This window comes from Mesorhizobium sp. B2-4-13, from assembly GCF_006658535.1.
In the GTDB taxonomy this organism is placed as follows: Bacteria; Pseudomonadota; Alphaproteobacteria; order Rhizobiales; family Rhizobiaceae; genus Mesorhizobium; species Mesorhizobium australicum.
Genome location: NZ_VFVB01000005.1, coordinates 78,655 through 91,359 on the forward strand (window position 1 = coordinate 78,655; position 12,705 = coordinate 91,359).

The 12,705-nt window shown below is 63.3% G+C and carries 12 protein-coding genes; 2 read left to right on the top strand and 10 right to left on the bottom strand.

All coding sequences use genetic code 11. From position 1 onward, the window contains the following. Positions 1-114: 114 nt before the first annotated feature. The 8 genes from FJ936_RS15555 to FJ936_RS15590 all read right to left on the bottom strand — a co-directional run bounded on the left by FJ936_RS15555 (position 115) and on the right by FJ936_RS15590 (position 8,792). Complete coding sequence (locus FJ936_RS15555; RefSeq protein ID WP_013892487.1) at positions 115-462, bottom strand: DUF6867 family protein; 348 nt, start codon at positions 460-462, stop codon at positions 115-117. A 16-nt stretch (positions 463-478) separates the two neighbouring features. Continuing rightward, the gene (locus tag FJ936_RS15560; RefSeq protein WP_015315220.1) at positions 479-1,207 is read right to left on the bottom strand and encodes an ABC transporter ATP-binding protein; all 729 of its coding nucleotides are present in this window, start codon (positions 1,205-1,207) and stop codon (positions 479-481) included. After that, complete coding sequence (locus FJ936_RS15565) at positions 1,207-2,688, bottom strand: ABC transporter ATP-binding protein (protein WP_140793061.1); 1,482 nt, start codon at positions 2,686-2,688, stop codon at positions 1,207-1,209. The genes FJ936_RS15560 and FJ936_RS15565 overlap by 1 nt, the downstream gene beginning before the upstream one ends. Continuing rightward, the gene (gene livM, locus FJ936_RS15570) at positions 2,688-4,283 is read right to left on the bottom strand and encodes a high-affinity branched-chain amino acid ABC transporter permease LivM (protein ID WP_140712547.1); all 1,596 of its coding nucleotides are present in this window, start codon (positions 4,281-4,283) and stop codon (positions 2,688-2,690) included. The genes FJ936_RS15565 and livM overlap by 1 nt, the downstream gene beginning before the upstream one ends. A gap of 4 nt (positions 4,284-4,287) precedes the next feature. After that, positions 4,288-5,190, bottom strand: a complete 903-nt coding sequence (locus FJ936_RS15575; protein WP_015315217.1) for a branched-chain amino acid ABC transporter permease — start codon at positions 5,188-5,190, stop codon at positions 4,288-4,290. Positions 5,191-5,525: 335 nt separating this feature from the next. Beyond that, positions 5,526-6,527 (bottom strand): 4-hydroxyproline epimerase, encoded by a 1,002-nt coding sequence (locus tag FJ936_RS15580; RefSeq protein ID WP_015315216.1) that lies wholly within the window; start codon positions 6,525-6,527, stop codon positions 5,526-5,528. 14 nt (positions 6,528-6,541) lie between these two features. Further along, on the bottom strand, positions 6,542-7,879 hold the full coding sequence (locus FJ936_RS15585; RefSeq protein ID WP_181763140.1) for an FAD-dependent oxidoreductase: 1,338 nt from the start codon (positions 7,877-7,879) through the stop codon (positions 6,542-6,544). A 19-nt stretch (positions 7,880-7,898) separates the two neighbouring features. Beyond that, positions 7,899-8,792 (bottom strand): dihydrodipicolinate synthase family protein, encoded by an 894-nt coding sequence (locus tag FJ936_RS15590; protein WP_140616609.1) that lies wholly within the window; start codon positions 8,790-8,792, stop codon positions 7,899-7,901. A 111-nt stretch (positions 8,793-8,903) separates the two neighbouring features. Between FJ936_RS15590 and FJ936_RS15595 the strand changes: the two genes are divergently transcribed. Beyond that, positions 8,904-9,554 carry a GntR family transcriptional regulator gene (locus FJ936_RS15595; protein ID WP_246680478.1) on the top strand — a complete coding sequence of 217 codons (651 nt, stop codon included), beginning with the start codon at positions 8,904-8,906 and terminating at the stop codon, positions 9,552-9,554. A gap of 25 nt (positions 9,555-9,579) precedes the next feature. Here the strand turns inward: FJ936_RS15595 and FJ936_RS15600 are convergent, their stop codons facing one another. Next, on the bottom strand, positions 9,580-9,885 hold the full coding sequence (locus FJ936_RS15600; protein WP_015315212.1) for a hypothetical protein: 306 nt from the start codon (positions 9,883-9,885) through the stop codon (positions 9,580-9,582). Between the two features lie 236 nt (positions 9,886-10,121). Next, entirely contained in the window at positions 10,122-11,618 is a 1,497-nt protein-coding gene (locus FJ936_RS15605) for a CoA-acylating methylmalonate-semialdehyde dehydrogenase (protein WP_140790026.1), read from the bottom strand. Positions 11,619-11,777: 159 nt separating this feature from the next. Between FJ936_RS15605 and FJ936_RS15610 the strand changes: the two genes are divergently transcribed. After that, positions 11,778-12,659, top strand: a complete 882-nt coding sequence (locus FJ936_RS15610) for a LysR family transcriptional regulator (protein ID WP_140790028.1) — start codon at positions 11,778-11,780, stop codon at positions 12,657-12,659. Positions 12,660-12,705: the final 46 nt, after the last annotated feature.

Here is a 12,705-nt window from a genome sequence, read left to right on the forward strand (position 1 = left end):
GGGCGTGGATGAAGCTTTCATGCGATGCCCACCCTTATCGCAGAAAGCATAGTTTGCCGATTTTCAGGCACTTGTCACGCCGATTCATCCCCGACGCGGCGTTAATGATGAACGTCAACCTTTCGGTTTCCAGCTCAAGATTGAAGCTCTTTCGTAGAGCCAGTTATACTGTGTGACCATCTGGTTGGTTCGTGTGTATTGATAGCCGACGAAGCCCAGTATCATCAGCACGATGGTGTCAACGATATAGTAATGCAGCGAGAACATCGTGCCGTCGAACAGCGCGTGATGGATGAAGCGGATTCCAATGCCGAGCCCGAGCAGATAGGCAAACAGCTGGATGAAGCTGCGCCATGTCTGGGCACTGGCTTTGCCGGTCATCCAGGCCGCCCATCCGCCGAGCAGGCAGGTGACGAAGAAGAACTGCCAGATCGACGGTTCCTCGTAGAGAATGCCTTGCATGGGAAGTCTCCTGAACTCAGTGATGTCCGCCTTCGAGATAGGCGGCGCGCACTTCCGGATTGGCGAGCAGCTCCTTGCCGGTGCCGCTCATCGTCACATTGCCGTTGACCATGACATAGCCGCGCGTGGCGAGCTTGAGTGCGCCGAACGCGTTCTGCTCGACCAGGAATACGGTCAGCCCTTGGGTGCGGTTCAACTCACGAATGGCATCGAAGATCTGCTTGACGATCAGCGGCGCCAGGCCCAGCGACGGCTCGTCGAGCAGAAGCAGTTTCGGCCGCGCCATCAGTGCGCGTCCGATCGACAGCATCTGCTGTTCGCCGCCCGACAGCGTACCGCCACGCTGGGCGATGCGCTCCTTCAGCCTGGGGAACAGCGTGAACACCTTCTCGACGTCCTCGCCATAATATTTGAGGTTGTCGAGGCTGGCGCCCATTTGCAGGTTTTCCATCACCGTCATGCGCGGAAAGATGCGCCGGCCCTCCGGTGACTGGGCAATGCGCATGCGCGCGATTTCGTGTGTCGGCAACTGGGTGATATCGGTCCCGTTGAAGGTGATGGTGCCCGTGCGGGCGCGTGGAGCCCCGAAGATGGTCATCATCAGCGTCGACTTGCCGGCGCCGTTGGCGCCGATCAGCGCCACGATCTCACCTTGCTTGACACTGACATTGACGCCGTTCAGCGCACGGATGTTGCCGTAATAAGTCTCTACGCCCTTGATATCGAGCAGCGTTGTCGTGGCCATCACTTGCCCCCTCCACGCTTGCCCTGCACGGGCTTGGCTGTGCTCGCCTTGGCTTTGCCGGACACATGACTGGTCGCCACCTTGCCTGCATCGACGCGGCGCGAGAATTCCGTATCCTTGCCTTGGCCGAGCAGCTTGGCCTGCTTGACCCACTCCTCGCGCGCGATGCGTCCGTCAAAGGCCAGGTAGGCCTCGACCGCCTCGACGTCTGCCTTCTTCCAGGCGCCGATCTGGTCGAAGTGGAAGATGCCGTGTTCGTTGAGCTTCTTCTCGTTGACCGTGCCAATGCCCTTGATGCGGGTCAGATTGTCGGCCTTGCCGCCACGGGGGGCAGCGAGGCGGTTCGAAACGCCTTCGGCCTTCGCGGCAGGCGCCTTGGCGGCCGTTTTCCGTGGTTCCGCTTTCTTCGCGGCGGGCTTGGCCGGCGCCGGTGTCGGGGCAACAGGCCTGCTTGCCACGCTGGCGCCGCGGGCATCGACCTGCGCTGCCTTCGAGGCGCCTTTCGACACGGTTACGCGTTCGCCTTGGCTATGGCCGACGGTGTCGCTCACCGGCCCGGCCAGATACGATGACGATGTCCCCGGGCCATGCGCGGAATCGGGGCCGATGTCGAGCTGTTCGATGACGTCCTCGTCGCCGACTTCGGTAAGTACGGTCTCGACCTCCTCGTCGTCGACGCCAAGATAGGCAGCGATGACGCGCGGGTCGGTGCGCACCGACTGCGGATTGCCGTCGGAGATCTTGCGGCCATATTCCAGCACCACGACATGGTCGGAGATCTGCATGACCACCGACATGTCGTGCTCGATCAGGAGGATCGAGGTGCCTGTCGTGTGCTTGATCCCCATCAGCAGTTCGTTGAGAGCCGCCGATTCCTTCGGGTTGAGACCGGCCGCCGGTTCGTCGAGGCACAGAAGCTCGGGACCGGTGCACATGGCGCGCGCGATCTCGAGCCGCCGCTGTGCGCCGTAGGGCAAGTCGCCGGCCGGATCGTCGGCGCGATCGACGAGATCGGCCTTTTCCAGCCAGTGCTTGGCAAGCTCCACCGATTCGGCCGAGGCCTTGCGGTAGCCGCTGAAGCCGAACAGGCCCAGGATCGTATACCCGGAGGCCTTCATCAGCTTGTTGTGCTGGGCGACGAGCAGGTTCTCCAGCAGCGTCATGCCCGAGAACAGGCGGATGTTCTGGAAGGTGCGCGCCACCTTGGCGCGCGCCGGGATCTCATGGTTGGGCAGCCGTTCCAGCAGGTAGCTGGAGCCATCGGCCCGGTTGAGCGTGATCATGCCTTCCGACGGCTTGTAGAAGCCGGTGATGCAATTGAACACGGTGGTCTTGCCAGCGCCGTTGGGGCCGATCAGCGCGGTGATTTCGCCGCGCCTGGCAGTGAAGGACAGGTCGCCGATGGCGACCAGGCCGCCGAACTTCATCGACAGATGATCGACCTGCAGGATGGCGTCGTTCATTTGTGCGTTCGCATTCATCAGCCGTGACCCTCCTTGGTGAAGGAGCTTGAGACAGCCCTTCGCTCCTTGAGGAAGGCTGTCGGTTCACGACTGCCGACAAAGCCCCGTGGCTTCCACAGCATGACGATGACCATGGCCATGCCGAACAGAAGCATGCGGTAGAGTTCGGGGGTGAAATCTTGCCCGAAGACCTGTTTGAGGAAGTCGAGCTCGCGCAGCGCCTCGGTGCCGCCGATCATCACCATCGCGGCGACGGCGATGCCGACCAGCGACCCCATGCCGCCAAGGACGACGATGGCCAGGATGATGGCCGATTCCAGGAAGACGAAGGATTCCGGGCTGACGAAGCCTTGCCGCGCGGCGAAGAATGCCCCGGCAAAACCGCCGAACATGGCACCGGTGGCAAAGGCCGTCAGCTTGGTCGTGGTGGTGTTGATGCCGAGCGAGCGGCAGGCGATCTCGTCCTCGCGCAGCGCTTCCCAGGCACGCCCGACGGGCATGCGCCTCAGCCTGATGGTGACGAAGGCGGTGAGCATGCAAAGCGCCAGGATCAGGTAATAGAGGAAGATCTTGTAGTAGGCGCTCGAGGTCGCGAGGTGCAGGACCTTGGCGATGTAGTTGGGGTCCGAGACGTTGAAGGTCATCAAGCCGAAAAAGGTGACTTTCGGGATGCCGGAGATACCGGCCGAACCGTTGGTCACATCGCGCCAGTTGATCAGCACCAGGCGGATGATCTCCCCGAAGGCAAGGGTGACGATCGCCAGGTAATCGCCGCGCAGGCGCAGCACCGGAAAGCCGAGCAGCACGCCCCAGAACGCGGCCATGGCGCCGGCCGCCGGAAGCAGTATCCAGAACGACAGGCCGTAGGTTGTGCCAAGCAGCGCATAGGCGTAGGCCCCGACGGCGTAGAAGGCGACGTAGCCCAGATCGAGCAGGCCGGCGAGGCCGACGACGATGTTCAGCCCCCAGGCCAGCATCACGTAGATCAGGATCTGGATGCCGAAATTGTCGACCCATTTCAGCGAGCCCTGCAATCCGGTGGCGACCGACCACGACATCAGCGACAGCACGACGATGACAAGGATCGGATAGAGCACCAGCGCGGCAATGCCGAGCTTGGTGAAGTTGGCGTGGATGAAGCCGCGGTAATAGTAGATCACACAGGCCAGCGCATAGATGATTGCGAGCGCGCGCAGGAACTGCAGATAGCCGGCCGCCTCTGCTCCTATCCATCCGGGAAGCGAGCCGTTGAACACGAACAGCAGCACCACCGCGATGATCGCCACGATAAACGCCGGCAACAGGAAGAAGCGCGACGCCGCACTGGCCGGCAACAGGCCGGTGGCGACATCGGCGATCTTCTGGTTGGCCATGAAGGGTTGACCATAGGCGACATAAAGGAAACGGCCGATAGCCGTGGCGATCACCACGGAGGCCAAGAGGCCCCAGCGCTTCACCAGGACCAGTTCATTGGAGATGTTCTGGTCTGTCTTGAGGCCGATGAACAGCACGAACAGGCCAAGCGAGATGGCGCCGGCATAGAAGCCCTCGCGCAGCGCGCGCTGCATGGGGCTGGCGACAGTGTCGCGCTCTGGAGATACGGTCACGGCCATGGTCTCAGACCTTTTCGACTTCTGGCCGGCCCAATATGCCGGAAGGCAGGAAGATCAGCACGATTGCCAGGATCGAGAACGCGGCGACGTCCTTGTAGTCGATCGAGAAATAGGCCGACCACATGCTCTCGATGAAGCCGATCAGGAGGCCGCCCAGCACCGCACCTGGCAATGAGCCGATGCCGCCAAGAACCGCCGCCGTGAATGCTTTGACCCCGGGGGTAAAGCCGTCCGAGAAGGCGATGACGCCGTAGTACATCAGGAACAGCGTGCCGGCGACAGCGGCAAGAGCGGCGCCCATGATGAACGTGATCGAGATGGTGCGGTCGACGTCGATGCCCAGCAGTGCGGCCATCTTGCGGTCCTGCTCGCAGGCGCGTTGCGCCCGGCCAAGCGAGGTCTTGTTGACCAGGTACCAGAACAACGCCAACAGCAAAGCCGTGACGATGACGATGATGATCTGCTTCAGCGAAACGCTGACGCCGTTGATGTTGTAAACTTGGCTGACCATCGGCGGGATCGGCTTGTTGCGCGGGCCTTGCGTCACCTGGACGAAGTTCGACAGCGCGATCGACATGCCGATGGCGGTGATCAGCGGCGCCAGCCGGAACGAACCGCGCAGCGGCCGGTAGGCCACTTTCTCGATCGTCCAGTTGTAGAGGCTGGTGAGCAGCATCGCCACGATCATCATGACCAGCAGCGCGATGACCACGGGCACCGAATAAAACAGCGCGCCGAGGATGAGGAAGACGATCAGCGCCGTGAAAGCGCCCACCATGAAGATGTCGCCATGGGCGAAATTGATCATGCCGATGATGCCGTAGACCATCGTGTAGCCGATCGCGATCAGCCCATAGATCGATCCCAGCGTCAGCCCATTGATAAGCTGCTGGACAAAGTACTGCATGTGTACATGGCTCCCCTGGAATGTCGCCCATGCAGACGCATTCCTTTTCGTATTTCCCCTAGTCGTAAAGTTTCGAGCCCGGATTGCAACGTGATTTTTTTGACCGCTCCGCGTGTTTGCAAGTCACGTCTTCCCGATCGCCCGTTTTTCGCACCCAGCCCCTGGACTATCGCGGACCCTATCATTGGCATAACGCAATGTCTTTGACGATTGAGCCGCATCATGCGCTCCGTTTCGAAGAAATCACCGTCAAAATTAGGTGATGAGGGGAATCGTTGCGTTCCTGACACGGTTCGTTTTTTCGTCACACTTCTTTCCGCAGGGTCAGGATTCTCCTACTTGACCACGAAACCATGCGCGAACGGATCGCGGTCGTCGATGAAGATCGTGTTCAGTCCAGTCATGCGGGCCCAGCCGCCGATCGAAGGGATGATGGCCGGCTTGCCGGCGACGGTGACGTCCTTTTCAACCTTGCCCTTGAACAGCGAGCCGATGATCGATTCATGGACGAACGCATCCCCCGCCTTGAGCTTGCCCTTGGCATGGAGTTGCGCCATGCGCGCCGAGGTGCCGGTGCCGCATGGAGAGCGGTCGATCGCCTTGTCGCCGTAGAAGACGGCATTGCGGGCATCGGCTCCCTCGACCGTCGGCTTGCCGGTCCACAGCATGTGCGACAACCCGGTGATCCCGGGATTCTCCGGATGCACGAAGGAATACTTCTCGTTGAGCCGCTGCCGCACCACTGGGCTCCAGGCGATGAGGTCGCCGGCGGAATAGTCGGCCATATCGCGATAGTTCGCCTGCGGCTCCACGATGGCGTAGAAATTGCCGCCATAGGCGACATCGACGGTGATCTCGCCGAGCCCCGGACATTCTACCGCCAGTCCTTCGGCATAAAGGAAGGACGGCACGTTGGTGATGCGCACCTCCTCGACATACTCGCCGACCTGCTTGTATTCCGCGATGACCAGGCCGGCGGGCGTGTCGAGCCGCAGCACACCCGGCGTCTTCGGCTTGATCAGCCCATGTTCGATCGCCATCGTCACCGTGCCGATGGTGCCGTGACCGCACATCGGCAGGCAGCCGGACGTCTCGATGAACAGGATGGCGATGTCGCAATCCTCACGGGTCGGCGGGTAGAGGATCGAGCCGGACATCACGTCATGGCCGCGCGGTTCGAACATCAGGCCGGTGCGGATCCAGTCGTATTCGGCCAGGAAATGCGCCCGTCGCTCCATCATGGTCGAGCCCTGCAGCAGCGGGCCGCCGCCGGCGACCAGCCGCACCGGGTTGCCGCAAGTGTGGCCGTCGATGCAGAAGAAGGATTTCTTGGCCATGTCGCTCCTCGAGATCAAAACCGTTGTGGACTGAAGGGGGCCAGATCAACGGATGAAGTCTGCCCCAGAACGAATTCCCTGATCAACCGCCCGGTTGCCGCGGCCTGCGTCAGGCCGAGATGGCCGTGGCCGAAGGCGTAGATCACGGACTGGCTTCGCGCCGCCTTGCCGATGACGGGCACCGAATCCGGCAGGGAGGGCCGGAACCCCATCCATTCGCGCCCGCCCGAGGGATCGAGCCCCGGCAGGAATTCCCGCGCCTTCCGCAAGAGCGCTTTCGACCTGTTGAAATTGGGCGGCCGCTCGATGCCGCCGAGTTCCACGGCACCGCCGACACGCAGGCCGGTTTCGAGCGGGGTGATGACGAAGCCATGGCCGGAAAAGATCAACTGTCGCCTCACGTCGAAGGCGCTCGTCGGCAGCGTCGTGTTGTAGCCGCGTTCGGTCTCCAGCGGAATGCGATCGCCGAGTTGCCGCGTCAGCAGATGCGACCAGGCGCCCGCCGCGATGACAAGGCGCCTGGCTTGCCTGCTCGTGCCGTCGGCCAGCGTCAGCGTCACGGCATCCTGATCCGCCGCGACGCGGTCGATGCGGGCCATCTCGAAGCGGGCGCCCTTGGACTGCGCGTACGCCCACACCGCCTTGCCGAGCAGTTTTGGATCGGCGACGGTCTTCCATCCAGGCACGAAAGTGCCTTTGACGAAGCGCGGTGACAACCCCGGCTGCAGGTCCGCCAGGCTCTCGCCCTCGACATGGCGGAAGCCGATGCCGAAGCGCTCGCGCGCCGCCCAGCCCGACAGCGCGGCGCGGAACTCGGCCTCGCCTTCGTAAAGTTCGAGCGAACCGTCCTCGCGCAGCATCGGCCGGGTGCCGGAACGATCGAGCAGATCCATCCATTCGGCCTCGGCAAGCTTCATCATGCCGGCCTGCGCGGTCAGGCTCGCCTCGTATTTCCCAGGCGCGCCGGCGCGCCAGAACCGGATCAGCCAGGGCAGCAGCTTCGGCAGGTAGGCGGGCGGAATGCTGAGCGGGCCGAGTGGATCGGCGAGCCATTTTGGCAGCTGCCGGATCATGCCCTTGTGCGCCAGCGGCAGCACGTCGGAGAAGGCAAAGGCGGCCGCGTTGCCGGAGCTCGTCTCCTCGCAGATGCCCGTGCGGTCGAAGAGCGTGACGTCCAGTCCCGCCTCGGCAAGGAAGGCAGCCGCGCAAATGCCGATGATGCCGCCACCGACGATGGCGATGTCTCTCCCTTCTCCCCGTTCACGGGGAGAAGGTGCCCGCAGGGCGGATGAGGAGCGCCGCCCCTTATCTGTCGATTTGGACTTTCCTTGCACCTGGGCGCTGCCTCTCATCTGGCTGTCGCCACCCTCTTTAGAACTGCGGCAGTGTCGGCCGCGCCGCCAGCGCATCCTTGATGATCTTCTCGACAGCCTTGCGGCGTTCGCCCGACAGCGGCATGCGCGGCATGCGCACGCGGTCATTGGTGTTGATTGCGAACACTTCGGCAAGCTTGATGTTCTGCACCAGATAGGTCGAGACATCGAGGTCGAGCAGCGGCCGGAACCAGCGGTAGATGGCGAGCGCCTCTTCGCGGCGCCCCTGCTTCATCAGCTGGTAGATGGCGACGGTCTCGCGCGGGAAAGCGGTGACCAGACCGGCCACCCAGCCGATGGCACCCACGGACAGCGCCTCGAAGGCCAGATTGTCAACGCCGGTGAACAGGTCGTAGCGGCTGCCCAGGCGGTTGATGATCTCGGTCGAGCGACGGATGTCGTCGGAGGATTCCTTGATGGCGACGAAGCGCTTGTCCGACGCCAGCTCCTCCATCTGGTCGACGCTGACATCGACGCGGTAGGCGAGCCGGTTGGAATAGATCATGACCGGCAAGTCGCCGGCTTCCGCCACCGCGCGCAGCGCCGCCACCGTCTCTTCCGCGTTGGTGTGGTAGATCGGGCTCGGCACCACCATCAGGCCATCGGCGCCTTCGTTGGCGGCGCGCTTGGCGATACTGGCGGCCTCGCGGGTGCCGGCCTCGTTGACCGTCAGCAGCACCGGCTTCTTGCCAGCGATCTTCTGCGCGGTCTTCAGCACCTCGATCTTCTCGTCAGGCGACAGCATCGGTCCCTCGCCCAGCGAGCCGCAGACGATGATGCCATCACAGCCGGCATCCATTTGCAGGCCGAAGCAGCGCTCCATCTCGGCGTGATCGAGCCGGTCGTCGGCGGTGAATTTGGTCGTGACGGCGGGGAAAACTCCGGTCCACATAGCTATCTCTCCATCTGATATATCAGCCGTATATCTGTTAGGAAAGCTGCTGTCAATGCGGAATCTGTTATGATATATTCTAGATATATCAGGAGAGAGCCTTTGATATCCATGGAAGCAAGCATCGTGTCGGAGCCCGCGGCGACCAAGGCCTATCGCGTCCTCGAAAACATGATCGTCACGCTCGAACTGGCCCCGGCGAATTTTGTCACCGAGGGGTCCCTGATCGAGCGGCTGGCGCTCGGCCGCACGCCGGTGCGCGAGGCGATCCAGCGGCTGGCCTGGGAGGGATTGCTGGACGTCAGGCCCCGCGCCGGCATCGCGATCGCGCCACTGCACGCCGGCGACTGGCTGCGCGTGCTCGACGCAAGGCGCGGCGTCGAGGTGGTGCTCGCCCGTTCGGCCGCACGCTTCGTCACCCGCGAGGCCGCCGACCTGTTCCACGAGGCGGCGCTCGCCATGCAGAAAGCAGTGATATCAGGCAATGTGCTCGCCTTCATCCAGGCCGACAAGGCGCTCGACGAGGCGCTGGCGCTGGCCGCCGACAACCCGTTCGCCGCCCGGCTGGCCGCCCCCCTGCAGACCCACAGCCGCCGCTTCTGGTTCCGCTACAAGGCCGACACCGGGCTGGCGGAGTCCGCCGAGCACCATGTTGCATTGATCCGCTCGATCCTGGACGGCGATGAGGAAGGCGCCGCCAAGGACGCCAAGAAACTGATGGCACTGCTGCGCGGCCATGCCGAGGTCGCCGCCACGCGCTAGTTGCAAGAGCGCGAAGGCAAATCGCTCAGGCGCCCGGCAAGGCCGCCTTGAGTGTCGGGCTGTCCCAGCCTTCGCCAACCGACAGGATACAACTCTGGCCTTTCGTATCGGAAGCCAAGACCGTCCAGCTGCCTTGTTCCGAAACGAAGACCTCGAGGACCACATTGGGGTTGATCAGGCCGCGCCCGGCTTCGCTTTCGTGGAAGTTCTCGCCGAGCGCTTTCACGATATCGGCGCGTGGCGCGCATTGCCCAGCTGCATTTGCCTGAGCAGCGCACGAGCACATCGCCATCGCCGCAACGAACATTGTCGCCGTAAGACGTCGTGTCATTTGACACCTCCTTGCGCCGGACGATGCAATGCCACCGGCCCGCCGTCGGCGCCCTGGTTGTCTGCCGCGCCTCCTCCACGGCAGGATTGCAGCCCTAAGTCGCGCAATCCCCCACCGGTTCCATCACATTAGCGTTTGCAAAAACAAAAGGCCTAAGTCCGGGGACTTAGGCCTCAGGTTCAATCGATCTTCTCATCCGCCCTGCAGCGAGGAAGACCAGATAAAAAAGCGTCCGGTCAATTCATCGTCGGGATAACGAACTCGGCGCCGTCCTTGATGCCGGACGGCCAGCGCGAGGTAACCGTCTTGGTCTTGGTGTAGAAGCGGAACGCGTCCGGGCCATGCTGGTTGAGGTCGCCGAAGGAAGACGCCTTCCAGCCGCCGAAAGTGTAATAGGCGATCGGCACCGGGATCGGTACGTTGACGCCGACCATGCCGACTTGGACACGGCTGGCGAAGTCGCGCGCGGCGTCGCCATCGCGGGTGAAGATGGCGACGCCATTGCCCATCTCATGATCGTTGGCGAGTTTGATGGCGTTCTCATAGGTCGGCGCGCGCACCACCGAGAGCACCGGCCCAAAGATCTCTTCCTTGTAGATGCGCATATCGGCCGTGACATTGTCGAAAAGGCAACCGCCCATATAGTAGCCGTCCTCATAGCCCTGCATCTTGAAGCCGCGGCCATCGACGACAAGCTTGGCGCCTTCCTTGACACCGGTGTCGACGTAGCCCTTGACGCGCTCCAGCGCCTGGGCGGTAACCAGCGGGCCGAAATCCGCTGCCGAATCCGTCGAGGGACCGACCTTCAGGCTTTCGACGCGCGGGATCAGCTTTTCCATCAGCCGGTTGGCGGTGTCGTTGCCGACCGGAACAGCCACCGAGATAGCCATGCAGCGCTCGCCGGCCGAGCCGTAGCCGGCGCCGATCAGTGCGTCGACGGTCTGGTCCATGTCGGCGTCGGGCATGATGATCATGTGGTTCTTGGCGCCGCCGAAGCACTGGACGCGCTTGCCGGCCGCCGTGCCGCGCGAATAGATGTAGTGCGCGATCGGCGTCGAGCCGACAAAACCGATGGCCTTGATGTCGGGATCGTCGAGGATGGCGTCGACGACATCCTTGTCGCCGTTGACGACATTGAGGATGCCGGCCGGCAGACCGGCCTCGATGAACAGTTCGGCAATGCGCATCGGCACACCCGGATCACGCTCCGAAGGCTTCAGGATGAAGGCGTTGCCGCAGGCGATCGCCGGCGCGATCTTCCACAGCGGGATCATCGCCGGGAAATTAAACGGCGTGATGCCGGCGACGACGCCGAGCGGCTGGCGCATCGAATAGACATCGATGCCGGGGCCTGCACCGTCGGTGAACTCGCCCTTCATCATGTGCGGAGCGCCGATGCAGACCTCGACCACTTCCAGGCCGCGCTGGATGTCGCCCTTGGCGTCGGCGATGGTCTTGCCATGTTCGCGCGCAAGGATCTCGGCCAGTTCGTCATAGTCGCGGGCGACCAGTTCGAGGAACTTCATCAGCACGCGCACGCGGCGCTGCGGATTGGTCGCGGCCCATCTGGGCTGTGCGGCCTTGGCGTTCTCGACCGCCGCGCGCAATTCCGCCTGCGAGGCCAGCGCCACCGTGCCGCGCACCGTGCCGTCCATCGGCTGCATGACGTCCTGCTTGCGGCCGCTGGTGCCGGCGACACGCTTGCCGCCGATGAAATGACCGTAGTCGATCATGATTTCTCTCCCTGGGTTGTGATGTCGCATTGTCCGCCTTTGGCCGGCCGATGGCAACGCGAGGGAGAACGCAACCGTTGTGCATAAAATAGATATCGATTGACGCGTGAGCATCAATTCTCGCAAATACTCGCCCGAGATCTCCATCAGGGGAACGCCATGAACTGGGATGACGTCCGCATCTTTCTCGCCGTGGCGCGGGCCGGCCAGATCCTTGGCGCCGCCAGGCGGTTGGAGCTGAACCACGCCACGGTCTCGCGCCGCATCGCGGCCCTTGAAGACGCGTTACGCACGAAACTCTTCCGCCGGCTGACCACCGGCAGCGAACTGACCCCGCCCGGCGAGCGCTTCCTCGACATCGCCGAGCGCATGGAGGGCGACATGATCGCCGCCCGCTCGACCATATCGGGCGAAGGCGACGACGTGTCCGGAACCGTGCGCATCGGCGCGCCTGACGGCTTCGGCGTCGCTTTCCTGGCCAAGCGGCTGGGCGAACTCACCGCCCAGCACCGCGAACTCACCATCCAGCTCGTCCCGGTGCCGCGCTCCTTCTCCCTGTCGCGACGCGAGGCCGACATTGCCATAACCGTCGAGCGGCCGACCGAAGGCCGGCTGGTGGCGGGAAAACTGGTCGACTACTCGCTCGGGCTGTTTGCCTCCCGCGGCTATGTCGACGCGCATGGCCTGCCCAAAACCGCCGCCGAGCTTGGCCAGCACACCCTCATCGGCTATGTGCCTGACCTGATCGTCAGCCCGTCGCTCGACTACGCCGCCGAATTCAGCGCCGATTGGCGGACCAGCTTTGCCATCTCCTCCGCACTCGGCCAGGCCGAAGCCGTGCGCTCGGGCGCCGGCATCGGCATCCTGCACACCTTCGTCGCCCGCTCGATGCCGGAGTTGGTGGCTGTCGATGTGGTCGCGCCCATCCGCCGCGCCTACTGGCTGGTCTATCACGAATCGGTGAGGCCGCTGCGCCGCGTCCAGATCGTCGCCGGCTTCATCACCAAGGCGGTGGAACGGGAGCGGGGGTTGTTTACCTGATTTCGCCCAGATGCCTGCGGGTTTCGCGCCCTTCAGGCAGGGTGCC

Excerpts from the sequence above, each read along its gene's own strand:
- FJ936_RS15555 (WP_013892487.1), bottom strand. The coding sequence starts at position 462 with ATGCAAGGCATTCTCTACGAGGAACCGTCGATCTGGCAGTTCTTCTTC.
- FJ936_RS15560 (WP_015315220.1), bottom strand. The coding sequence starts at position 1,207 with ATGGCCACGACAACGCTGCTCGATATCAAGGGCGTAGAGACTTATTAC.
- FJ936_RS15565 (WP_140793061.1), bottom strand. The coding sequence starts at position 2,688 with ATGAATGCGAACGCACAAATGAACGACGCCATCCTGCAGGTCGATCAT.
- livM (WP_140712547.1), bottom strand. The coding sequence starts at position 4,283 with ATGGCCGTGACCGTATCTCCAGAGCGCGACACTGTCGCCAGCCCCATG.
- FJ936_RS15575 (WP_015315217.1), bottom strand. The coding sequence starts at position 5,190 with ATGCAGTACTTTGTCCAGCAGCTTATCAATGGGCTGACGCTGGGATCG.
- FJ936_RS15580 (WP_015315216.1), bottom strand. The coding sequence starts at position 6,527 with ATGGCCAAGAAATCCTTCTTCTGCATCGACGGCCACACTTGCGGCAAC.
- FJ936_RS15585 (WP_181763140.1), bottom strand. The coding sequence starts at position 7,879 with ATGAGAGGCAGCGCCCAGGTGCAAGGAAAGTCCAAATCGACAGATAAG.
- FJ936_RS15590 (WP_140616609.1), bottom strand. The coding sequence starts at position 8,792 with ATGTGGACCGGAGTTTTCCCCGCCGTCACGACCAAATTCACCGCCGAC.
- FJ936_RS15595 (WP_246680478.1), top strand. The coding sequence starts at position 8,904 with ATGGAAGCAAGCATCGTGTCGGAGCCCGCGGCGACCAAGGCCTATCGC.
- FJ936_RS15600 (WP_015315212.1), bottom strand. The coding sequence starts at position 9,885 with ATGACACGACGTCTTACGGCGACAATGTTCGTTGCGGCGATGGCGATG.
- FJ936_RS15605 (WP_140790026.1), bottom strand. The coding sequence starts at position 11,618 with ATGATCGACTACGGTCATTTCATCGGCGGCAAGCGTGTCGCCGGCACC.
- FJ936_RS15610 (WP_140790028.1), top strand. The coding sequence starts at position 11,778 with ATGAACTGGGATGACGTCCGCATCTTTCTCGCCGTGGCGCGGGCCGGC.